This window comes from Halorubrum sp. GN12_10-3_MGM (genome assembly GCF_005435235.1).
Lineage (GTDB): Archaea > Halobacteriota > Halobacteria > Halobacteriales > Haloferacaceae > Halorubrum > Halorubrum ezzemoulense.
The window spans coordinates 1-22,546 of record NZ_SGUB01000018.1 but is presented as its reverse complement, the minus strand read 5'-3'; the positions used below and the strand labels follow the sequence as shown (position 1 = coordinate 22,546).

The 22,546-nt window shown below is 71.8% G+C and carries 21 protein-coding genes; 13 read left to right on the top strand and 8 right to left on the bottom strand.

Translation table 11 applies throughout. The features are described from left to right. Positions 1–373 precede the first annotated feature (373 nt). Complete coding sequence (locus EXE47_RS12970; RefSeq protein WP_089308488.1) at positions 374–1,492, bottom strand: twin-arginine translocase subunit TatC; 1,119 nt, start codon at positions 1,490–1,492, stop codon at positions 374–376. A 215-nt stretch (positions 1,493–1,707) separates the two neighbouring features. Between EXE47_RS12970 and EXE47_RS12965 the strand changes: the two genes are divergently transcribed. The 3 genes from EXE47_RS12965 (at position 1,708) to EXE47_RS12955 (ending at position 7,902) form a co-directional block, all read left to right on the top strand. After that, entirely contained in the window at positions 1,708–3,924 is a 2,217-nt protein-coding gene (locus EXE47_RS12965) for a twin-arginine translocase subunit TatC (protein ID WP_089308489.1), read from the top strand. Positions 3,925–4,020: 96 nt separating this feature from the next. After that, on the top strand, positions 4,021–6,972 hold the full coding sequence (gene uvrA, locus EXE47_RS12960) for an excinuclease ABC subunit UvrA (protein ID WP_137708402.1): 2,952 nt from the start codon (positions 4,021–4,023) through the stop codon (positions 6,970–6,972). A 72-nt stretch (positions 6,973–7,044) separates the two neighbouring features. Beyond that, the gene (locus tag EXE47_RS12955) at positions 7,045–7,902 is read left to right on the top strand and encodes a hypothetical protein (RefSeq protein WP_089308491.1); all 858 of its coding nucleotides are present in this window, start codon (positions 7,045–7,047) and stop codon (positions 7,900–7,902) included. Between the two features lie 44 nt (positions 7,903–7,946). On the opposite strand, the gene EXE47_RS12950 is transcribed toward EXE47_RS12955, so the two are convergent. Next, a complete protein-coding gene (locus EXE47_RS12950) occupies positions 7,947–8,195 on the bottom strand; it encodes a hypothetical protein (protein WP_049932095.1) in 249 nt (82 codons plus the stop codon). A gap of 159 nt (positions 8,196–8,354) precedes the next feature. Here EXE47_RS12950 and EXE47_RS12945 point away from each other — a divergent pair, with 159 nt between their 5' ends. Continuing rightward, positions 8,355–8,738: a RidA family protein gene (locus EXE47_RS12945; protein ID WP_089308492.1), complete on the top strand. Its 384-nt coding sequence runs from the start codon at positions 8,355–8,357 to the stop codon at positions 8,736–8,738. A gap of 32 nt (positions 8,739–8,770) precedes the next feature. On the opposite strand, the gene EXE47_RS12940 is transcribed toward EXE47_RS12945, so the two are convergent. Further along, positions 8,771–10,798: a helix-hairpin-helix domain-containing protein gene (locus tag EXE47_RS12940; protein ID WP_089308493.1), complete on the bottom strand. Its 2,028-nt coding sequence runs from the start codon at positions 10,796–10,798 to the stop codon at positions 8,771–8,773. Positions 10,799–10,953: 155 nt separating this feature from the next. Between EXE47_RS12940 and larE the strand changes: the two genes are divergently transcribed. The 8 genes from larE (at position 10,954) to EXE47_RS12900 (ending at position 16,345) form a co-directional block, all read left to right on the top strand. Then, complete coding sequence (gene larE, locus EXE47_RS12935) at positions 10,954–11,916, top strand: ATP-dependent sacrificial sulfur transferase LarE (RefSeq protein WP_089308494.1); 963 nt, start codon at positions 10,954–10,956, stop codon at positions 11,914–11,916. Positions 11,917–12,024: 108 nt separating this feature from the next. Further along, positions 12,025–12,228 carry a hypothetical protein gene (locus tag EXE47_RS12930; protein WP_049932090.1) on the top strand — a complete coding sequence of 68 codons (204 nt, stop codon included), beginning with the start codon at positions 12,025–12,027 and terminating at the stop codon, positions 12,226–12,228. A gap of 97 nt (positions 12,229–12,325) precedes the next feature. Beyond that, positions 12,326–12,514 carry a hypothetical protein gene (locus EXE47_RS12925; protein ID WP_049932088.1) on the top strand — a complete coding sequence of 63 codons (189 nt, stop codon included), beginning with the start codon at positions 12,326–12,328 and terminating at the stop codon, positions 12,512–12,514. 85 nt (positions 12,515–12,599) lie between these two features. Beyond that, positions 12,600–13,250 (top strand): phosphoserine phosphatase SerB, encoded by a 651-nt coding sequence (gene serB / locus EXE47_RS12920; RefSeq protein ID WP_089308495.1) that lies wholly within the window; start codon positions 12,600–12,602, stop codon positions 13,248–13,250. Between the two features lie 105 nt (positions 13,251–13,355). Beyond that, positions 13,356–14,192 (top strand): lycopene cyclase domain-containing protein, encoded by an 837-nt coding sequence (locus EXE47_RS12915; protein ID WP_089308496.1) that lies wholly within the window; start codon positions 13,356–13,358, stop codon positions 14,190–14,192. Next, entirely contained in the window at positions 14,185–15,327 is a 1,143-nt protein-coding gene (locus EXE47_RS12910) for a Brp/Blh family beta-carotene 15,15'-dioxygenase (RefSeq protein WP_089308497.1), read from the top strand. Before EXE47_RS12915 ends, EXE47_RS12910 begins: the two co-directional genes overlap by 8 nt. Positions 15,328–15,398: 71 nt before the next feature. Beyond that, the gene (locus EXE47_RS12905; protein WP_089308498.1) at positions 15,399–16,055 is read left to right on the top strand and encodes a GNAT family N-acetyltransferase; all 657 of its coding nucleotides are present in this window, start codon (positions 15,399–15,401) and stop codon (positions 16,053–16,055) included. Beyond that, positions 16,052–16,345, top strand: coding sequence for a hypothetical protein (locus EXE47_RS12900; protein WP_089308499.1), 294 nt, complete (start codon positions 16,052–16,054; stop codon positions 16,343–16,345). Before EXE47_RS12905 ends, EXE47_RS12900 begins: the two co-directional genes overlap by 4 nt. A 27-nt stretch (positions 16,346–16,372) precedes the next feature. Here EXE47_RS12900 and EXE47_RS12895 read toward each other — a convergent pair whose 3' ends face one another. Continuing rightward, positions 16,373–18,157 carry an L-aspartate oxidase gene (locus EXE47_RS12895; RefSeq protein WP_089308500.1) on the bottom strand — a complete coding sequence of 595 codons (1,785 nt, stop codon included), beginning with the start codon at positions 18,155–18,157 and terminating at the stop codon, positions 16,373–16,375. A 99-nt stretch (positions 18,158–18,256) separates the two neighbouring features. After that, a complete protein-coding gene (locus tag EXE47_RS12890; protein ID WP_089308501.1) occupies positions 18,257–19,153 on the bottom strand; it encodes a YkgJ family cysteine cluster protein in 897 nt (298 codons plus the stop codon). Between the two features lie 140 nt (positions 19,154–19,293). Between EXE47_RS12890 and EXE47_RS12885 the strand changes: the two genes are divergently transcribed. Then, positions 19,294–19,515: a hypothetical protein gene (locus tag EXE47_RS12885; RefSeq protein ID WP_089308502.1), complete on the top strand. Its 222-nt coding sequence runs from the start codon at positions 19,294–19,296 to the stop codon at positions 19,513–19,515. A 17-nt stretch (positions 19,516–19,532) separates the two neighbouring features. Here the strand turns inward: EXE47_RS12885 and hisB are convergent, their stop codons facing one another. From hisB to EXE47_RS12865, 3 genes are all read right to left on the bottom strand, one after another. Beyond that, the gene (gene hisB / locus EXE47_RS12880) at positions 19,533–20,129 is read right to left on the bottom strand and encodes an imidazoleglycerol-phosphate dehydratase HisB (RefSeq protein WP_089308503.1); all 597 of its coding nucleotides are present in this window, start codon (positions 20,127–20,129) and stop codon (positions 19,533–19,535) included. Between the two features lie 439 nt (positions 20,130–20,568). Then, positions 20,569–21,393, bottom strand: a complete 825-nt coding sequence (locus EXE47_RS12870; protein WP_089308505.1) for a HisA/HisF-related TIM barrel protein — start codon at positions 21,391–21,393, stop codon at positions 20,569–20,571. A gap of 87 nt (positions 21,394–21,480) precedes the next feature. After that, positions 21,481–22,320, bottom strand: coding sequence for a hypothetical protein (locus EXE47_RS12865; RefSeq protein ID WP_086220450.1), 840 nt, complete (start codon positions 22,318–22,320; stop codon positions 21,481–21,483). Between the last annotated feature and the right edge of the window lie 226 nt (positions 22,321–22,546).

The following is a 22,546-nucleotide window of genomic DNA, read 5'->3' as shown; positions in this document are numbered from 1 at the left end:
CCGCAAGGCTGGGGCGGTGTGAGGTGCGGCGCCGTGTGGTCGGGGCGGGACTCGAAGGGGCAGTCGCCGGCGGCGAAGCCGCCGGCTGCCCGTGGCGCGTAGCGCCACGCTGCCGCGAGGCCGAAGGCCGCAGTAAGCACCGCAACGAGGGAGCGTCAGCGACCGAGTGAGGCGCGCAACAGGGCGCGCGAGTCTCGCGGCTAGGGCTTCGGAGGTGTCGTCGGCGATCAGCAGGTGTCTGCGTAGAGCCGGGCGGCTGGGGATTGGGAGGCGGTCGCCGTAGAACCGCAGTTCACGAACGACCGAGCGTCTGAGGCGCTGACGGTGTCTGCTGTCGATCCGCAATCAGTGGTAGAAACAGCACCGACCGGATCTAGTTCCCGGTCCAGCGCAGTATCGCGAGCGTCCCCTCGAAGAGGGCGATCATCGTGAGCGTCACGATGATCGGCGCCATCCCGGTCGGATCGGGGCTGAACAGGAACGCGATCCCGAGGAACGACCCCCAGAAGATCAGCCGCTTCGCCTCCAGCCACTGCCGGGTGACGAGGTTCATCATGATCGCGAGCATGATGAAAAGCGGGATCTGGAAGACGATCGCCATGAACGCGAGCATGATGACGATCAGGTTGAACGTCTCCGCGAGCCCGAAGGCGATCGTCGCGGCGTCGGAGGTGTAGGTGGTGAAATACGAGAAGATCGCGGGCAACACGAGGAAGTGCGCGAACGCGATCCCGACACCGCCTAAGATTAGGCTCGTCGGGACCGCCGCGAGGTAGTAGCGGCGCTCCGTCTCGTAGAGTCCCGGGCGCATGAACCGGTACGTCTCGTAGACGAACGCCGGGAGCCCGACCACGACGCCTGCGAGACCGGCCACCTTCAGGCGGGTGAGCGGGAGTTCGAGCGGGCCGTACAGCCGCGGGCGGTTCTCCAGCGGCGCCGGGATGTGGTAGCTCCAGAAGTAGTTGATCAGCTCCGTCGACTCGGTGACGACGACGAGCGTCGCCAGCCCGCCGATGAGGAAGACGACCGCGAGCCGGCGCATCATCTCCTCGATGTGCGCGGCCAGCGGCATCTCCTCGTCCGTCTCCGGCCCTTCGATACCCTCGAACGGCTCGTCCTCGACGGCCGTGGCGGCGTCGGCGGTCGGTGCGTCCGCGGTCGTCGCCGGCGTGCCGCCGTCGCCGAGGCTCTGGGCGTCGTCCGTCGCCGGGAGGCCGTCAGTCGACGGGTCGGCGGCGTCCGCGGAGCCGGTGGCCGCGGAGGCGGCCGAGTCGGCGTCAGCGGAGGCGGTCGAGTCGGCGTCGACCGCGGCGGGGTCCACCTCGGGTCCGACCTCTGCTTCGACCTCGGACTCGACGCTCTCGGACGCGGCGTCGACGGACTCGACGCTCTCGCCGCCCTCTCCGGCGGCGTCGCTCTCGGGTTCGTCCTCGTCGGTCGACCCGTCAGCGGCGGCCGAGTCGTCGTCGCGCGGCCGGTCCGAGTCGTCCATTCAGTTGCCCTACGCGACCGGGCGGTTATCAACCTTTTCGGATGGCTGCGTCGCGCGGGGGCGAAACCGGGTCTCGCGGCGGCGACGGAGCGACCGAAGCGGCGGCCTGGCCGGGCCCGGCGGGCTCGTAACTGCTCAACGGCCCCGCGACGGCTCGGCGGCCGGAGCGCCCGCGGTCGAAAAGGTTGATAACGGCGACGACCGTCGCCTTCCGTATGGCGAGCGCCCTCGACGAAGACACCCAGCAGTCGATCGCGGAGGGCCGCGAGACGGCGAAGGCGTTCCTTCGATCGATCCAGAAGGATCTCCAGAAGGTGTTCGTCGTCTTCCTCATCGGCTTCCTCGCGACGTTCTGGGCGCTCCGAACGTACATCTGGGACCGGCTGCGGGAGGTGACCGAGTCCAACATGAGCGCCGCCGTCGCCGAGGAGGCGGACATCATCGCGACGACCCCGTTCGAAGTGATCCTCCTCCAGGCGAAGATCGGGCTGATCGTGGGCGCGATCGCCGCGATCCCGCCGCTGATCTACGTCACCCGCGACGAACTCCGCGCTCGCGGTATGTGGCCGCAGTCGCCGATCGCCCGCTGGAAGCTCGCGCTCCTCGGACTGCTCGCCGCGGGGCTGTTCTCCGCCGGCGTCGCCTACGGCGTCTTCGCCTTCTTCCCGCTGATGTTCGGCTTTCTCGCGGAGTTCGGGCTGGAGGCCGACATCCAGCCCACCTACGGGATCGTGATGTGGACTGAGTTCATCGTCTTCCTCTCCCTCTCGTTCGGCCTCGCCGGACAGATGCCGATGGTCATCACCGGGCTGTCGTACGCCGAGATCGTCCCGTACGAGACGTTCCGCGACAAGTGGCGCTACGCGGTCGTCGCCATCTTCGTGTTCGGCGCCGTCTTTTCGCCGCCGGACCCGTTCACCCAGCTACTGTGGGCGTTCCCGCTGGTCGCGCTGTACGGCTTCAGCCTCTACCTCGCGAAGCTCGTCGTCACGGCGAAACGGAGCTCCGACCGGATCGACGTGCTCGGCGCCGTGCGGAACCACTGGAACGTCGTCGGGGGCGCGACCGTCCTCGGTGGCGCGCTCGTGTACGGCTTCTACGAGTACGGCGGTCGAACCGCGGTCAACGACCTGCTCCGGCTCGCGGGGAGCACGCGGCGGTTCCTCGAACCGGGCGCCGGGCTCGGCGTCGACCCGACGACCGCGCTCGGCGTCTACGCGGCCGCGTGGGCGATCGCGTCCGCGGCCGTCGCGACGCTGTGGGCGGTGTACACCGACCTCGACACCGCGAGCGCGGGCTACCGGTACGGCGACCCGACCGCCATCGACGTGGGCGAACTCGACGCCGCGGGCGTGCGGGCGGCCCCCGCGGACGCGTTCGCCGAGATGGGCGAAGAGGAGTCACTCGCGCTCGCGCAATCCGCGATCGACGACGACGACCCGGAGAAGGCGCAGGCGATCCTCGACCGCTTCGACGAGGCGAACGAGGGGAGCGACGGCGACGCGGACGGCGACGGCGACGCGGACGGCGACGGCGGCGCGGACGACGCCGGCGAGGACGGGCTCGTCGGGAACGTCCAGAACCGGACCTCGCGGGCGAGTTCGACGTTCCTCGCGGAGCTCACCGACGGGAACGAGGAGGAGGCCGAAGACGACATCGGCGGCTACTACACGGACCTCAAGTTCATCTTCGACTCGCTGCGCACGCGGTCGTTCCGGATCGTCGCGGTGTTCGGCGCCGTGATGGCGGCCGCGTTCACGTGGCTGTACCTCGGCGGGCTCGGAACGGTCCGGGGCGACCTCGAACGGCGCGTGCCCGCGGAGGTCGAGGGCGGGATCAACATCATCACGCTCCACCCGGTCGAGGCGCTCATCTTCATGGTGAAGTTCTCGGTGATGCTCGGGATCTTCGCCGCGTTCCCCGTGGCCCTCTACTACGCGTGGCCCGCGCTCCGCGAGCGCGGCTTCGTCGCCGGGCGGCTCTATCAGGTGTACCTGTGGGCGGGCGCGCTCGGCGCCGGGATGATCGGCGGCTTCGCGCTCGGGTACGCGTACATCGCCCCCGGGATCATCGGCTGGCTCGTCACCGACGCGCGCCTCGCGGACATGGTCATCACCTACCAGGTGAGCGACTTCCTCTGGCTCGTCATCTACACGACCATCGGGATCGGCTTCCTCGCGGACATCCCCATCGCGATGGTCCTGCTGAACAACGCCGGCGTCCCGTACCGCGTGTTCCGCGCCCGCTGGCGCGAGGTGACGATCGGGATCCTGCTCGTCGCGGCCGTGTTCACCCCCGCCGACGTGATCACGATGTTCCTCGCGACGATCCCGTTGATGTTGGCGTACGGCGTCGGCGTCGGCGTCCTCTTCCTCGTCACCTTCGGGGGGCGGCGGGACCTCTCTCCGCCCGCGGAGTTCGTCGGGGAGTGAGTCCCCGCGCTCGGCGCGGCCGACGGCGAGAACGGGCGCTGCCGGTCCCCGCGACCGACGACTATTCCCGCGCGCGCCCGCAACGGACGAAGTGAAATGAGCAAGGACTACATCGAGGTCCGCGGCGCCGAGGAACACAACCTCAAGGACCTCGACGTCCGGATCCCGCGGGAGGAGTTCACCGTCGTCACCGGGCTCTCTGGCTCGGGGAAGTCGTCGCTCGCGTTCGACACCGTCTACGCAGAGGGACAGCGCCGCTACATCGAGTCGCTGTCGGCGTACGCGCGCAACTTCCTCGGACAGATGGACAAACCGCAGGTGGAGTCCGTCGAGGGGCTCTCGCCGGCGATCTCGATCGACCAGAAGAACGCGGCGAACAACCCACGGTCGACGGTGGGGACCGTCACCGAACTCCACGACTACCTCCGGCTGCTGTACGCCCGGATCGGCACCCAGTACGACCCCGTCACGGGCGAGGAGGTCGGCGAGCAGTCCGCCCAGGACATGGTGAAGCAGATCCTCGACCTGCCCGAGGGCACGCGGGCGAAGATCGCCGCCCCGGTCATCCGCGACCAGAAGGGCGCCTTCGAGGACTTATTCGAGGAGCTGGTGAGCGACGGGTACAGCCGCGTCGAGATCGACGGCGAGCCCGTCGATCTCACCCTCGACGACCCCGACCTCGACGAGAACTACGACCACACGATCGACGTGATCGTCGACCGCGTTCGGGTGGCCTCGGACGCGCGCTCGCGGATCACCGACTCGGTCGAGACCGCCCTCGAGGAGGCGGGCGGCGTCCTCAAGCTGATCGTCCCCGACCCGCCCGAGGACGTTCCCTTCGCGTCGAACGCGCGCTCGACGGGATCGCTCGCGGCCGACGCCGACGGCGACGACCGCCTCGTCGTCGAGTTCTCCGAGGAGCTGGGCAACCCCAACTCCGACGTACAGTTCTCCGCGATCGAGACGCGCTCGTTCTCCTTCAACAGTCCGTACGGCGCCTGCCCGGAGTGCGAGGGGATCGGCTCGACGAAGGAGGTCGACGAGGACCTCGTCGTCGAGGACCCCTCGAAGCCGCTGAAGCACGTGTTCGAGCCGTGGAGCTACGACCGCACCTACTACTCGCGCCAGCTCGACAACGTCGCGGAGCACTTCGGCGTCGACCTCGACACGCCCTTCGAGGAGCTCGACGAGTCGATCCGGCGGCAGTTCCTCTACGGCACCGACGGGATGGTCCACTTCGAGTGGACGACGAAGAACGGCACGCGCGAGAAGACGGAGCGCTTCGAGGGCGTCATCCCCAACTTGGAGCGCCGCCACGTCGAGACCGACTCCGAGCGCGCCCGCGACCACATCGAGGAGTACATGGCCGTGACCACCTGTCCCGAGTGCGAGGGCACCCGACTGAAGGAGCAGTCGCGGCACGTCCTCGTCGCCGGCACGTCGATCACCGAGGTGAACGAGCTGTCGATCGCCGACGCCCGCGAGCACTTCGAGGGAATGGAGGCGGAGCTGAACGAGCGCGAGACGACGATCGCCGAGGAGATTTTAAAAGAGATCCGCGCGCGGCTCGGCTTCATGGAGGAGGTCGGGCTGGAGTACCTCACGCTCGACCGCGAGGCGTCGACGCTGTCTGGCGGCGAGAGCCAGCGCATCCGGCTCGCGACGCAGGTCGGCTCCGGACTGGTGGGCGTCCTCTACGTCCTTGACGAGCCTTCCATCGGCCTCCACCAGCGCGACAACGACCGTCTGCTCGACACGCTCGAAGGGCTCCGCGACCTCGGCAACACGCTGCTCGTCGTCGAACACGACGAGGAGACGATGCGGCGCGCCGACGAGATCATCGACATGGGCCCCGGCCCCGGCAAGCGCGGCGGCGAGGTCGTCGCGCAGGGCGACTTCGACGAGGTGGTCGGGACCGACGAGTCGGTGACCGCCGACTACCTCGCGGGCCGGAAGTCGATCCCGGTGCCCGACGAGCGGCGCGAGCCAGACGGCGAACTCGTGGTGACGGGCGCGCGCCAGCACAACCTGAAGGACCTCGACGTGCCGATCCCGCTCGGCACGTTGACGACCGTCACCGGCGTCTCCGGCTCGGGGAAGTCGACGCTCGTCAACGACATCCTCTACAAGGGGCTGGCGCGAGAGATGAACGACAACACCTCGGTCGATCCCGGCGCACACGACGCGATCGAGGGGCTCGACGGGGTCGAGACGGTGCGGCTCATCGACCAGTCGCCGATCGGGCGGACGCCGCGGTCGAACCCCGCGACGTACACGGACGTGTTCGACCACGTCCGAGAGCTGTTCGCGGAGACGAAGCTCTCGAAGCGCCGCGGCTACGAGAAGGGCCGCTTCTCGTTCAACGTGAAAGGCGGCCGCTGTGAGGAGTGCGGCGGGCAGGGGACCGTCAAGATCGAGATGAACTTCCTCTCGGACGTGTACGTCCCCTGCGAGGAGTGCGGCGGCGCCCGCTACAACGACGAGACGCTCGACGTGGAGTACAAGGGGAAGACCATCGCCGACGTGCTCGACATGAGCGTCGCGGAGGCGTACGACTTCTTCGAGAGCCACCGCGGGCTCGAACGCCGCCTGAAACTGCTGAAGGACGTGGGGCTCGGCTACATGGAGCTGGGCCAGCCCTCCACCACCCTCTCGGGCGGCGAGGCGCAGCGCGTCAAGCTCGCCGAGGAGCTCGGCAAGCGCGCGACCGGCGACACGCTCTACCTGCTCGATGAGCCGACGACGGGGCTCCACAAGGAGGACGAGCGTAAGCTGATCGACGTGCTCCACCGCCTCGTCGACGCCGGCAACACCGTTGTCGTCATCGAACACGAGCTCGACCTCGTGAAGAACGCCGACCACGTGATCGACCTCGGCCCCGAGGGCGGCGACGGCGGCGGCGAACTCGTCGCGAGCGGTACCCCCGAGGAGATCGCTCGGGAAGACGCCTCGCACACCGGGCGCTACCTCCGCGATATGCTGCCCGACGTGGACCTCGACGGCCCCCGCGACGACCGTCGGAAGCCCGCGGTCGCGGACGACGACTGAGCGGCGTCTGTGGTGGCTTTCGGGGCGAAATTGGGAAAAGAACTTTTGCTCGACATCGCTTGACACACGGTCATGGAACGACGGTCGTTCCTCTCCGTTGGCGGCGCAGCGGTCCTCGCGCTCGCGGCCGGGCGCTCCTCCACCGCCGAAGGCGCCGGCGGTCCCGCGGCGGCGGTCGAGGCGTACTACCGGCGGGCGAGCGCGAGCGAAGACGCAGAGGCGTTCGCGGCGGACGTTCCGGCGCTCGCGCACCCCGTCTCCCCGCTCTCGACGCTCGCCGAGGACGTGCCGATGGCGTTCGACACCACGGTGAGACAGGAACTCGCCGACGCCGCGGTCGTCGAGGAGAACGTCTCGGCCGACCGGATCCGCTCGATATCCGGATTCCTGTCGGCCTCGCTCACCGACGAGGAGCTGGAGTCGATCGCCGCGGAGAACGCGGTCGTCTCGGCGACCATTGTCGGTGGCGACGGGGGCGAGTTCGAGCGTCGGTGGCTCGTCGCGACCGACGACGGCGAGTGGGGCGTCGTGTGGCCCGGCGAACCGGAAGGACCGGTGACAGTCGTCAGGGAGTACTACCGGCGGGCGGGCGAGGCCGAGAGCGCGGCGGCGTTCGCCGACGACATCCGGGAGCTCTCGCACCCCGCGTCGCCGCTGGGCGAGGTGGCGGCGGACGTGCCGGGCCTCTTCGACGGCGCGCGGCGTCAGGGGCTCGTCGAGGCCGCCGTCGTCGCCGAGGACGTGGACGCCGAGCGCGTCCGGAGCGTCTCGGACTTCTTCGCCGGGGCCGCGGACGACGAGACGATCGAGACCGTCGCCGCGGAGAACGCGGTCGTCTCGGTGACAGTCACCGACGGCGACGGCGACGAGTTCGAACTGGAGTGGCTCGTCGCGACCGCGGACGGCGAGTGGCGGCTCGTCTGGCTCTGAGGGTGCGATCGTAACCGGGACGACGCGGCGCCGAGACCGTCGCGTTACCCCGCCGTCGGCCGACGGCCGGGCGATCCGACGGCTCTCGCAACGACGAGGAGCGCGATCAGGTCGACGGTGAGCGCCGCGATGGAACCGAAGCGGAACAGGATCAAGAGACCCAGTACCGCCACGGCGAGCCCGACGGCCGCGCGACGGGCGCGGTCACGGTCGGGGAGCAAGCGGGACACCTGAGCGCCGACGCCGACCTGCGCCGCGAAGAGGAGGACGCCGAACGGGGACACGGCTGGCATACGGCTCGATTCCGACCGAGCCTGTATGAATATGTCGGCGGGGCGACGAACGCCCGGACGGGGCGTGGGTCGGGGCGACCGCCTCGCGGCGGTGTCGGAGCGGCCGAGGCGACCCCCGCGACCCGCATCTTGATGCCGCGGCGCGCCGTCGCCCCGGTCATGCGAGAGATCACGACGGACGACGTCCCGGAAGCGCTCGGCCCGTACTCGCAGGCGATCGTCTCGGGCAACATGGTCCACGTCTCCGGGAAGACGGGCGTGGACCCCGACACGGGGGAGGCGCCCGACTCGGTCGGCGAACAGACGACGCAGACGCTCGAAAACGTCGCCGCGATTCTGGAGGCGGCCGGGACGACCCCGGACGCGATCGTGTCGGCGACCGTCTACCTCACCGACATGGACGACTACGACGCGGTGAACGAGGCGTACCGGTCGTTCCTCTCGGAGCCGTACCCGGCGCGGACCTGCGTCGAGGTGTCTCGGCTCCCCGCGCCGCTCGACGTCGAGATCACGGTCACGGCGGAGCTCGACGGCGGCGACTGAGTTCTCGGGGCGGGGGGAGACCCGCTCCCGGCTCAGAACTTCTCCAACAGGTCGCCGTAGAACTCGCCGCCGCGGTCGTCCGCGAGCTTCTCGACGATGAGCTCCGGCGTCGACCGCGCGAGGTGCCCCTTCTTCGGCGAGCGGTTCACGCGGAGTTCGCCGTCGACGAGCCCCGCGGCCTCGATGCCGTCGACCGCGACTTCGAAGTCGGCGGCGGCGCGAATCTCGCGAGCGAGGTGCGAGACGAAGACGGCGGTCGCGTCCTGGTCGTCGAGCGCCTCCAAGATGCCCGCGATGATCTTCGCGGAGGCGCCCGGCTCGGTGATGGATTCGAGTTCGTCCACCAAGACCAGCCGACCGTCGGCGCCGTCGACGAGATCGCCGAAGTCCCGCAGCGTCGCCTCGAACGCGCCGGCGTCGAGAGTGCCCTGCGACTTCGCGTAGTAGTGGATCTCCTCGAACCGCTCGACGGTCGCCGACTCGGCCGGCACGGGCATCCCCATCTGCGCGAGCACGACGACCAGCGCGACCAGATCGAGCGTCGAGGTCTTCCCGCCGGAGTTCACCCCGGAGAGCAGCGTCGCGCCCGACACGCCGTAGTCGACGGGCTCGACATCGGCGAAGTCTACGTCGAGGAGCGGGGAGCGACCGCCCTCGATGCGGAAGCCGGCGGGCGGGGCCTCGCCGCCGTCGTCGCCCGCCGGCTCGACCACCTCGGGCAGCGTACAGTCGAAGTCGCGTGCGAACCGCGCGACGGCGAGCTCGACGTCGAGTTCCAGGGCGTCGCGGACCAGCTCCTCGACCGGCTGGCGGAGGTCCCCGAGGTCGCTCGCGAGGTCGGCCTTCAGCTTCGCCGCCCGGCGGTCCCGGGCCGCGGAGAGCTCGGTCCGGAGCCGCGAGACGGCGCTCTCGTCGTGGTCGACCGGGAAAGATGGGTCGCCGCCGAAGACGCGCTCCGCGAGCTCCGCCTCCTCGGGCTCCAGTCGGAGCGCGTCGGCGAGGTGTTCGCGGGCGGCGTCGACGGCCGCGTCGTACTCGTCGGCGAGCTCGCGGTCCAGCAGGGAGTCCACGCGGGCGCCCTGCTCGACGAGGGAGAGGAAGTCGGTCCCCTCGATGGTGACGTCGCGCTCGCGGATCGCCTCGCGCAGCCGGTCATCGGCGACGGAGGCGGCCGTCGACACCGCGGCGTCGAGGTCGTCGACGGCGGCGGTGAGCCGGTCCAGCTCCGCGTCGCCGGCGATCGTGCCGTCGTCGTCGAGCCGCGAGAGCGCGTCGCGCAGGCGGTCGAGGGCGACCGGAGGGCCGCCGCCCGAGACGGGGTCGCCGGCCGCCGCGGCCGCCTCGTGGACCGCCGCGGCCGCCTCCAGCCGGTCGCGGTTCTCGGCGAAGAAGGCGAGCAGCCGCTCGGGCACCGTCTCCGCCGGCGCCTCCAGCGCGTCCGGCCGCACGCTCACGTCGCCCTCCACGTCGAGCCCGGCGAACGACTCGTCCAAGACGATCACGGACGCGTACGAGCGGCCCAGCTCGGAGACGTCACGCGCGTCCTCGACGGTCTCGACGGAGAGCTCGGGGACCTCCGCCTCGGCGCGCGCGAGCGTCTCGGCGTCAGCCGTCGCGAGGCAGCGGTCGCGGACGCGGACGGTCGGGGGGTCCGACAGGGGCGCGCAGTCCGCGAGCGCCTCGCGGACCGCCGGGTCGGGGTCGCGGTCGGCCGCGTCGGCGGCGAACGACTGCGCCTCCGCGATCCGCGAGGCGGACGCGCTCGGGTAGAACGTCTCCAGCCGCTTCGCCGCGTAGTCGGTGACGGTGCGCTCGCGCAGCAGGTCGATCGCCTCCCGGTACAGCTCGCGGGCGCGGTCGGTGGCCAGCACGCGACCGTCGTCGCCGTGGCGGCGCCGGATCGCTCCGCGAGCGATGCGGGCCGCGCGGGCCTCGTTGACGCCCGGCGCGCGGGCGATGGCGGCCACGTCGCCGGACTCGACGGTCGCGACCGGGTCGTCGAGTTCGCGCAGCGAAGCGGCCGTCTTGGCGCCGACGCCGGGGATCGCCTCCAGCTCCATCTACCCGCCGGTATCACGGCAACGGTGTAAAGCGTGCGGGTCGCTCCCGCGGATCCCCGCGGCGTCCGGCGGGTCGGGGGGCGGCGCGCGTCTCAGAGCGAGGACCAGCGCGCCGGGTGCGACGCCCTTTTTCGCGCTCGTCGCCAACGCCTGCCATGAGTCAGGACGCGCGTGCCGTCGGCGACGGGTCGCTCGACCCCGAGGCGGCGGCGAAGGCGGCGACCGCCCGCGAGGCGCTCGGCGAGCGCGACGGGGTGCTCGTCGCGTTCTCGGGCGGCGTCGACTCCGCGGTGGTGGCCGCGCTGGCAACGGAGGCGCTCGGCGACGACGCCGTGGCGTGTACCGCCCGCAGCGAGACGCTCCCCGCGGCGGAGCTCGACGACGCGAAGCGAGTCGCCGACGAGATCGGGGTCCGCCACGAGACGGTGACGTTCTCCGAGCTTGACGACCCGAACTTTGTCGCCAACGACGGCGACCGGTGTTACCACTGCCGGACCATGCGGCTCGGCCGGATGTACGAGACCGCGAAGGAGCTGGGGATCGACACCGTCTGCGACGGGACGAACGCGGACGACCCCGGCGAGGGGCACCGACCGGGGCTCCGCGCGGTCGAGGAGCTCGACGTGTTCTCGCCGCTGCTCGACGCCGGGATCACGAAGGCGGAGGTCCGCGCGATCGCCGAGTCTCGCGACCTCTCCGTGGCCGACAAGCCCTCGATGGCGTGTCTCTCCTCGCGGATCCCGACCGGGCTGGAGGTCACCGAGGAGCGGCTGACCCGCGTCGAGAAGGCGGAGCGGGTGCTCCGCGAGTGGGGCTTCGAGGGATTCCGGGTTCGCGACCACGACGGCCTCGCACGCGTCGAGATCGCCCCCGACGAACTGGAGCGGGCGCTCGACCCGGCCTTCGCCGACGCCGTCCACGAACACCTCACCGACCTCGGCTTCGAGTACGTCACCCTCGACATGGCCGGCTACCGAACCGGGAGCGTGAGTCCGGGCGGCGAGGAGGTGGGCGACGGGGATGCGGGCGACGAGAACTCCGACAACGCGAACGGAGAGCCCGCCGGGAGCGACGCGGCGGACGACGGCGCCGACCTCGGGCGGCGGTACCCGCGCTGAGGCGCCGGCGACCGCCGAGAGCGGCACCGGCGCCGGAATGAGGGCGGCGTTATCACCGGAGAGAACCCGGCGGGAACGCTTATAACCCGTGTTACTAAAGCGACACCTATGCGGGAGGCACAGACGCTGGCGGTGATCGCCGGCGGCGTCGGGGGGGCCGTCGGGGCGTTCGTGGGCGTCGCGATCGGCGGCTCGGCGCTCTCGGTGACGATGACCACCCTCGGGGTCGCCACCGTAGTCGGCGTCGGCGTCATCGCGAGCGCGGTCATCGCCGGCGACGTGGAGTTCCTCGCCGACGCTGACGGCGAGTGAGGAGGGCGGCGCGAACCGCTGCGACGCGGCCGAAAGGGGCCGGGCGGGCGCGAGTTCGGAGTACCGTTCAAATGCGAGTTTCACGTAAACGGACACGATGGCCGCTGCGGCGTCGTTCTGGGAGGAGTGCGACCGATACCACGAGCTCGCGGAGCGGTTCCAGCGCGGCATCGAGATCACCCACCCCGATCGGCTCACCGGGCGGAGCGGCTACTACAGCGAGTGCGGCTGCGCCTGGTGCGCCGAGGAGGTCAGGTACTTCGAGTACCGCGGCGAGCGGCTGTGAGCGGGCCGTGTCCGAGAGGCGCTCCCGCCGGTGAAAATCGGGGGCGACCGCGCGCTTCAAGGCCCCGCCGCGACGAACGGACGCCATGAGTCTCATCGCGTTCGACTTCGACGGGACGCTCTCCGACTCCGAGATGACGGTCCTGCTCGCGGAGCGGGCGGGCGTCGCCGACGAGGTCGCCGAGATCACCGAGCGGGCGATGAACGACGAACTCAGCTACGCCGAGAGCCTCTACCGGCGCGCGGAGCTGCTGGAAGCCCTTCCCGAGGCGGAGGTCGAGGACGCGTTCGACGCGGTGCGGATCCGGCCCGGCGCCGCGCGTCTCATCGAGCGCCTCCGCGACGAGGGGCACCACGTCGCCGTCCTCACCGGGGGGTTCGAGCGCGGCGTCGAGGCGGCGCTCGCTCGCGAGGGGGTCGCCGTCGACACGATCGTCGCCAACCGACTGCCGACCGGACCGGACGGCGCCCTCACCGGCGAGGCGGAGGGACCGCTGATCGAGGGGACGAAGGACGACGCGCTCGCCGACCTCGGCCGCGAGGTCGGCGTCCCGATGCGCGAGACGGTGGCGGTCGGCGACGGCGCGAACGACCTCCCGATGCTGGAGGTCGCGGGCCTGGCGGTCGGCTTCGTCCCGAAGTCCGCGGTGCGGCCGGTCTGTGATTCGGTCGTCGCCTCCATGTACCGGCTGGGGAAGGTGCTGGAGGCGCACGGCGTCCTCGCAGCCGGGGACTGATCACCGAACCGGTTCGGGCCGGCGATACCTGACCACGTTGGGCTGAAGGGTTAAACAGAAACGGGGGCGATATGTTGGCATGAGCGTCTTCGCCGGGGTGGTCCGATGCTACCGACGCTGACGTATCTCCAGTTTCACCTCGTCTTCAGTCTCCCCGTGCTGGCGCTGCTGTGGTACCTCGCCCCGCGGTACGAGGCGACGCGGCAGCGCCGGGCGGTCGGTGGGATCGCGATCCTCGTCGCCATCGCGTACGCCTACACCACCCCGTGGATCAGCTACATGATCCGCCGGGGCGCCTGGGGGTACGCGGACGGCGCCGTCGTCGCGCGGGCGCTCTCGATCCCGCTCGGCGAGTACCTGTTCTTTGCGATCCAGACGATCGTGGTCGCGTTCGCGCTCCACCGGATCGGTTTCGATCCGACGTTCCGCGAGGGCGACTTCGACCGCGTGCCCCGGGCCGCCGGCGTCCTCGTCGGCCTCGCGATGGTCCCGATCGGGCTGGGGCTCGCATGGCTCGACCCGTCGTTCCTGTACCTCGGCGGGCTGATCGCGTGGGTCGGGCCCGTCCTCGCGCTCCAGTGGGGCGTCGGCGGCGGCTACCTCGCGCGCACGCCGCGGCTGTGGATCACGGCGACGCTCGCCCCGGCGGCGTACTTCTGGGTCGCCGACCGGATCGCGATCGGCATGGGGACGTGGTACCTCTCGCCGGAGTTGACGACCGGGATCGCGGTCCTCGGCCTCCCGATCGAAGAGATGCTGTTCTTCGTCGCCGCGGGAGTGATGACGATCAACGGCCTCGTCTTGTTCGAGTGGGTGCTCGACTGGAACGACCGCCGCCGGGCGGCGGCGGACGCTGTCGCCGGCGCCGGGTCGGAGCCCGAGCGGGACGTTCGCGGCCCCGAGTCCCCGGCCGACCCGGACCCGGACGTAGTCGATGACTGAGGCGTCGGAGGCGTCGCGGAGCGCGGCGGACGCCCAGTCCGTCGCGACCGCGGGACGCGGGGCCGACGAGAGCGTCGGCGACGGGCGCGACGCCGACCCGGCGGCCGAGCGGGTCGACCGGTGGTTCGCGCGACGTCCGGCGCTGGCGCTGGCGGCGCTGTTGCCGGTCGGCGCCGCGACCCCCCTGTTTCCGGTCGAACTCGGCGTCGCGACGTTCGCGCTCGGCACCCTCGCCGTCGGGATGGCGCACGGGGCAGTGGACCACCTCGTCCCCCTACGGGCCGCGCCGGGCGTGTCGCTCCGGCGGTCGATCGCGGTCGTCTCCGTCGGCTACGCGGTCCTCGGCGGGGCGGTCGTCGCAGCGTTCTTCGCCGCGCCCGTCGCCGCGTTCGTCGGGTTCATCGCGCTCACGTGGCTCCACTGGGGGCAGGGCGACGTGGCGACGCTCGCGATCGCGGGCGTCGACCACCTCCCCACCTCGGCCGAGCGCTGGCTGGCGCTTATCGTCCGCGGCGGCCTCCCGATGGGCGTCCCGCTCCTCGCGCACCCCGAGGAGTACCGGCTGGTGGCCGAGTGGATCGTCGGCCTGTTCCTCGTCGACGGGGGCGCGGCCGCGACGGCCGTCGACCCCCTGTTCGCGCCCGCGGTCCGCGCCGGGGTCGGCGTCGGGATGGCGGCCGCGACGCTGGCGTCGGTCGGGCTCGGCTACCGGCGGGTTCGGAGCGGGCACGACGCCGGCGGCTGGCGCCGCGACGCCGGCGAGCTGGCCGTGCTGTGGGCGTGGTTCCTGCTCGCCGCGCCGGTGTTCGCGATCGGGGTGTACTTCGCGCTGTGGCACGCGCTCCGGCACGTCGGCCGGCTCGTCCTCGTCGACCCAGCGGCGGCGAGCGCGGCGTCGGCCGGCGACGCGGTCGGCGCGCTCGCCCGCTTCGGGCGCGACGCGGCGCCGCTCACGCTCGGCGGGTTCCTCGTGGTCGGCGCGGTCGGCGTCTCGGTCCCCGCGGGCGTGGCGGCGCCGGGCGACCTGCTCGCCGTGTCGCTCGTCGCCATCGCCGCCATGACGCTCCCGCACGTCGTCGTCGTGGCGTGGCTCGACCGGCGGGAGGGAGTCTGGCGGCCGGGCGCCGGGGCCTGATCGGCGCCGACCGGAGGCGGCCGGTGCCGGCACCGCACCGCTCTTGGTCGGCGACGGCGTCCGTCCGGTAGATGGACGAGATCGCGATCCGCGAGCCGCGACCGGGCGACGCCGAGCCGCTGGAGGCGCTCATCACCTCTCATTTCACCGAGGGGAGCTCCTACGGCGTGGACCTCGGGATCGACGACCCGACGTACCACGTGCTGGTCGCGGTCGAGGGGGACGCCGTCGAGTCGGCGGGAGACGCGGTTGACGGCGAGAGTGACCGAACCGACGCTGTCGACGGCGAGGGCGACCGGGACGGCGCGATCCTCGGCGTCATGGCGCTCCGCGAGTTCACCGATCCGACCGCCGTCGCCGACGAGATGTACTTCTTCGACGACCCCGACCTGCTGCCCGCCGCGGAGCGGTACGGCCACCTCGAAATGGGGTACGTCAGGGAGGGCGCGACGGGTCGGGGGATCGGCAGCCGGCTGCTCGGTCGCCTCCACGAGGCCGGCGCGGAGCGGGGCGTCGACCTGTTCCTCGCGGACTCGTGGTACCACGGCGGCGACGACTCCCCGGAGAAGCTGTTCGACGCGCACGGCTACGAGACGATCCACCGCGACCCGATCGAGCGCCCCGCGGCGGAGTGCCCGAAGTGCGAGGAGACGTGTACCTGCGAGGGCGCGCTCGCCGTGCGGCGCGTCGCGGGCGACGCGACCGACGCGGAGGCGACCCGGTCGTGAACCACGACCGCGTCCACGCCAGGGAACCGTCGCACCACGTCGACCAGTGGTCGGTCGGCGTCGTCGAATCGATCGGCGAGCGCGACGGCCACTGCGTCGTGACGGTGCGGCCGATCGTGCCGGAGAGAGAGGCGGGAAGAGATGAAGCGGTGGCAGACGGGGACCGCGGCGAGCCCGTCGAGTTGACGCTCACGCTCGCCGTGCGGGACCTGTTCGTGAGCCGGCTCCCGATCGACGACGGCGAGTCGCCGGTCGGCGAGCGCGTCTGGTACCGGGAGCGGGGCGGGTGAAGGAGGGACGAGCGGAGCGGGCCGTCGCTACTCTAGCTGGTGGTAGTCCAGCTCGTGGCCCTCGTCGAGGGCGGCCTGGACGGCGTCGCTCGGCTGATCGACCGGTTCGGTGCGGAGCGTCATGCCGCCGACGTCGGCCGCGTCGAAGTAGACGTTGCGCCGCCAGTCGGGGTCGGTGTCGGGGTGGTCGGTGCGGTAGTGCGCGCCGCGCGACTCCTCGCGTTCGAGCGCGCCGCGGAGGACCGCCTCGGCGGCGACAAGCATGAAGCCGGCGTCGACGGCGAGCTCGAACGACTCGCTGGTGACCGGCCCGACGCGCATGTCCGCGGCGCGGTCGCGGACGGCGGCGAGGCGGTCGAGCCCCTCCCGGAGCGACGACTCGTCGCGGAGGATGCCCGCGTGCTCCCACATCAGCTCGCGGAGGTCGGCGAGCACCGCGTCGACCTCGTTGGCGCCGTCGTTGTCCGCCATCGCGCGCAGGTCGCGGAGGTGCGGCTCGACGGTCTCCTCGCGGAGGGCGTCGGGCACCTCGCCCGGGCCGTCGACGCGGTCGGCGATCCGCTCGCCCGCAACGACGCCGTACGCGACCGTCTCGGCCAGCGAGTTGCCGCCGAGGCGGTTCGCGCCGTGAACGCCCGCCATCGTCTCCCCGATGGCGAAGAGGCCGTCAACGTCGCTCTCGCCGTGGTCGTCGACGGCGACGCCGCCCATCCCGTAGTGGGAGGTCGGCGCGACTTCGACGGGCTCCTCGGCCATGTCCACGCCGAGGTCTTGGAACCGCTCGTACATTCTGGGGAGCCGCTCCTCGATGAAGTCGGCGTCGCGGTGAGAGATGTCGAGGTAGACGCCGCCGTGCTCCGTGCCGCGCCCCTCGCCGATCTCGCGGGCGATGGCGCGGGCGACCACGTCGCGGGCGTCGAGCTCCATCTGGTCCGGAGAGTAGCGCTCCATGAACCGCTCGCCCTCGGCGTTGAACAGGCGGCCCCCCTCGCCGCGGACGGCCTCGGTCACGAGGCGGCCGCTCCACGGCGCCCACTCGGGGTTGGCCTCGTCGACGGCCATCCCCGTCGGGTGGAACTGCATGAACTCCATGTCCATCAGCGACGCGCCGGCGTCGAAGGCCAGCGCCGCGCCGTCGCCGTTGTTCTCGTCGTCGCGGGAGGTGTGCCGGTTGTAGATCGCCGCGTGGCCGCCGGCAGCGAGAACGACGGTGCCCGCGTTGAACAGCACGAACTCGCCGTCGTCCATGTCGAAGCCGACCGCACCGTGGACGGCCTCGCCGTCGGAGACCAGCTTCGTGATCATCACGTTCTCGCGGTAGGGGACCGACAGCGCCTGCGCGCGGTCGACGAGCGTGTTCAGCAGCGACTCGCCGGTGTGGTCGCCGGCGAAGGCGGTCCGGCGGAACGACTGCGCGCCGAAGAACCGCTGGTCGATCGCGCCGTCGTTGGTGCGGGAGTACGCCATCCCCCAGTCGTCGAGCTCGCGGAGCCGCTCGGGCATCTGCGCGGTCACTGTCTCGACTTTCCCGGGATCGTTGATCAGGTGGCCCTCGTTGAGGGTGTCCGCCGCGTGGATCGCGGGCGAGTCCTCGGGGTCGTGGGTCCCGAGCGCGCCGTTGATCCCGCCCCGAGCCCACGTGGTGTGGGCGTCGCCGTGTCCGCGCTTCCCGAGGACGAGCACGTCGTCGACGCCGCGCTCGGCGAGTTCGATCGCCGCGCGCGCGCCGGCGGCGCCGGCGCCCACGACGAGGACGGACACGTCCTCTCGCGCGTACTCGACCGGCTCGTCAGTCGGGGCTCGTTCGTCCATGTTCGAACGGAGGGTCCGGAGACGGGTAAGCCTCACGCGCGTGTGCGTGCGCGCGAGAAGGCGGCGCGAACACACGACCGAGGACGGTCGGCGCGTCCCCTATCGCTCCGCGTCCCAGCCGGGCGTGCCGGGCGCGCCGGCGTCGTCCTCGACGACGCGGGCGAGGCGGTCGCGCGCGTCGCGGTCGAGGCCGACCCGCTCGCCGTCGGCGCCGGCGCGCTCCGTCCACTCGCGGATCGCGGACCCGACCCACGAGTCGGCCTCGCGGGCGTCGTCCCGAGCCTCGGCCATGCGGTCGCGCGTCACCGACAGCGATCCGGGGCGAGAGCCGACGGCGGCGCCGGCGAAGCGGGCGCGGTCGTCGGCGATCGCCCCGCCGTCGCGGAGCCGGGCGACGACGCCGTCGAGGTCCTCCGGGTCGGGGTACGCGAACACCGTCGCGCCGAGCGCCTGCGGGCCGAACGCGGGCGCCGGGAGGTCGTCGGCCGGCTCGTCGTCGAGGAGCCGGTCCCCGCCCCCGGCGGCCTCGACGCGCTCGCACTCGGTCTCGGCGTCGAGTTCGAGGTTGTGACCCGGGTAGCTCGAACAGGTGCGCGGGTAGCGGTCGTCGCCGTGGATCCGGCACTGGAGCGTCGTCGGGTCGAGGAAGGCGCAGGCGCCGAGCCAGCGCGGCTCGTCGGTCCCGATCGGTGCGACCGGTTTGGGGGGCTTCCGGAGGCCGACGACGAAGACGGGGCGGCCGTCGATCGCGGCGAGGTCGGTCCCGTCGATCCGAACGCGCTCGTCGCGCTCGGCCGGCTCGAACAGTCGGGGGACCAGGGCGTCGCCCAGGCCGTCGTCGACGATGCCTACGACCTCGTCGCGGGTGAGCGGGACGAGGTCGTAGGTGTCGTCGAGCGGGGGACGAGGCCCGGTGCGGTCTGAGCCCGCCGCGGCCGGATCGAGCGGACGCCAGTCGACGCAGCAGCCGGCGCAGCCCTCACAGCGGAGTTCCATACGGCCCTGCCAACGGTTCGCAGTGTGATAAGTTGTCGGCGGAACGCGAACCGGACGCGAACCGAGTCCGGACGGGACGCGAACCGGGCGCGTCCCGGACCCGGACCGTTTTGCCGACCCCGGCCGAACGTCGTCACGAGATGGACTCGGAACGGGCGGAACTCGGGCGGCTCGCGGTCCGGATCGTCCGAGAACACGAGGCCGCGGCGGTGACGCCGGGGGTGGTCGTCCAGCGGCTGGCGGTCGAGTACGACCGCGAACACGAGTACAGCGAGGTGTTTGACCTGCTCCACGAGCTGGAAGAGACGGGCAAGCTCGTATACCACAACGGGGAGTACAACGAGTTCGCCGCGCCCGAGTGACCCCGAGGGACGCCGCCTCAGAGCTCGCCCTTCGTGCTTGGCGTGTCGCTGCGGCGCTCGTCGAGCCGGGTGGCGTCGTCGAGCGCGCGCGCCAGCGCCTTGAACAGCGCCTCGACCTCGTGGTGGGCGTTGTCGCCGCGCTCGACCGCGGCGTGGAGCGTCAGCCCGGCGTTGTGGGCTACGGAGAGCGCGAAGTGGTCGGCCATGACGCTGGTGAACTCCCCGACAGACTCCTGTGAGAACTCTCCGGAGAACTCGTAGTACGGCCGCCCTGCCACGTCGACGACGACGCTCGCGACCGCCTCGTCGAGCGGGACGCGGCGGTCGGCGTACCGCCGGATGCCGCGCTTGTCGCCGAGCGCCTCGTCGAACGCCTCGCCGAGGCAGATCGCCACGTCCTCGACGGTGTGGTGGTCGTCGATGTCGAGGTCGCCGTCGCAGCGGACCGTGAGGTCGAACAGGCCGTGCTTCGCGAACGATTCGAGCATGTGGTCGTAGAAGCCGACCCCCGTGTCGACCTCGCTGTCGCCGTCGCCGTCAACCGCGAGCGTGAGTTCGATGGTCGTCTCGCTCGTCTCGCGGGTGACGGCCGCGGTCCGGTCGTGGTCGCTCATACCGGCCCGTCGCGGGGGATTCGTAAGTCGGTTGCGGGTGTGGCGGGGTTCCGGATCCGCGAGAGAGGAGCGGACGTGGTGCGGGAGTCGAGGGAATGGTTATAAGCGGGGGTGCGGTGGCGCGTGCCTGCGAGCGGTCGCCACCGGCGGCCGCGAGGCAGCGCGCGCGAGGGACGCGGCGACCGGAGCGAAGCGGAGGGAGCCGCGAGGCTGGGGAGGTGTGAGGCGTGGTTGCGGTGCGGTCGGGTGGGAGTCAAAGGGGCAGCCGCGAGGACGAAGCACGACGACGTAAGCACTGGAGCGAGGGAGCGAACGGAGTGAGCGACCGAGTGAAGCGCGCAACGAGGCGCGCGAGTCCTCGCGGCTGGGGCTTTGGCGGTGTTCGCCGCCGATCCGCAGTCAGTTATTATAAGCAATCAACGGTAAATGCGAAGTCGATTTAAATCTCGTCCGCCGCGTCCTGCGCCTCGCGCAGCGTGAACTCGCCCTCGTATAATGCCGTCCCGACGACGACCGCGGCCGCGCCCGCCTCCTTCAGCGCGACCACGTCGTCGACCGCCGCCACGCCGCCGGAGGCGATCACCGGGATCTCGACCGCGTTGACCACGCTTGCGACCGCCTCGCGGTCGATCCCATCCAGCTGCCCCTCCACGTCGACGTTCGTGAAGAGGATCGCGCCGGCCCCCAGTTCCTCGTAGCGGGCGGCGGCCTCGGCGGGGTCGAGCCCGGTCCCCTCGGTCCAGCCAGAGACGACGACCTCGCCGTCCTTCGCGTCGAGGCTGACGACGACGCTCCCCGGGTGGGTCTCGTCGATCTCCGCGACGATATCCGGGGTCTCGACCGCCGCGGTCCCGAGGATGACGCGGTCGAGCCCCAAGTCGAGCAGCGCGCGCGCGCCCTCGGCGGCCCGGATGCCGCCGCCGAGCTGGAGGCCGACCGCGTCCGCGCCGTCGCCGCCGACCGCGTCCGCGCCGTCGCCGCCGACCGCGTCCGCGCCGTCGCCGCCGACCGCGTCCGCGCCGTCGCCGCCGACCGCGTCCACGACCGACTCGATCGCGCCGGCGTTGACGCGCTCGCCCTCGAACGCGCCGTCGAGATCGACGAGGTGGAGGGTTTCGGCGCCCGCCTCGACCCAGCGCTCGGCGGCCGCGACGGGGTCGCCGTAGCGCTTGCCCGTCCCGCGCTCGCCGCCGACCAGCTGGACGACCTCGCCGTCCTGCACGTCGACGGCGGGGATCACTTCGAACTCCGAGAAGTGGCTCATACGGGACTGAAGCCCGCGACGGCGATTAAACGGGTCGGTTCGAGGCGGAAGGAGGGCCGAGCGGGGGGGCTCCGGGGGGCCGTCGGCTCACACCACCGAGATGAGCAACTGCGAGACGTCCTCGTCGTAGGCGGCGGGGTCGGTCGCGAGCGCCTCGGCGCTCTCGGCGCCGGCGAGCCGTCGCACAGCGCTCTCGGCGTCGATCGAGTCCGGCAGCGCCGCGTCGAAGGCGTCGAGAAGGGGATCGGTCGGATACGCGCCGCCGGCGACTATCACGTCGGTTCCGTCGTGCCAGACGCCGAGGCGGGCCCCGATGTCGAGGGGTCGATCGAGTCCCGCGGCGGTCCCGTCCGGGAGCGGGACCTCGCCGTCGAGCGCGTACTCGCCGGTCAGCCGCCACACGGTCGCCGTGTTGCCGGACCGGACGGTGGAGATCCCCTCGTCGGCGATTTCGACGTTCTCGATGCCGGCGCTCCGGAGCTGCCCGCGGAAGGCGTCGGTCGCGGCCGCCTCCACCTCGCGCATGATCCGCTCGCGCCCGATCTCGGCCGGGAGTCGGTCGACGGCGGGCCGGAGGTCGATCCGCGTCGCGAAGAAGACGACCGGCGACCCGGACCCGCCGAGCGTCTCGGCGAGCGCGTCCGCGACGGGCGCGTACTCGTAGATTCCCGTGTGTTCGAGCGCCCGGACGGTGACGGGACCGTACGACCGCTCGAACACCGTCCGCTCGAACTTGTCGGTCCGTCGCCAGTCGTCGATCCGGTCGCTCGTCACCTCGGGGGCCGGGACTGGCCCGTCGCGGGCGCCGAGACAGCCGGCGAGCCCGGCGACGCCGACCGCCGCGCCGCCCGCGAGCAGGCGGCGTCGGGTGGTCGTCTCGCGTGGGGGCGGCGTCGCCGCAGATCCGTTCGTCGGACGCTGCTTCATACGAATTCGACGGCCGCGACGGGCAAATCGGTGTCGCCCCGACCCGGATCCCTTATGTAACCACCGAGTACAACAACCGAGTGATGACCGACGACGAAAGCAGGACACGGCGGCGACGCGCTCGGCCACACACCCGACGGCGGTTCCTGACTGCGGCCGGGGCGGCGGGGGCCGTCGCGCTCGCCGGCTGTAGCGCGGAGCAGGTCGACGACGGGGGCGACGGCGG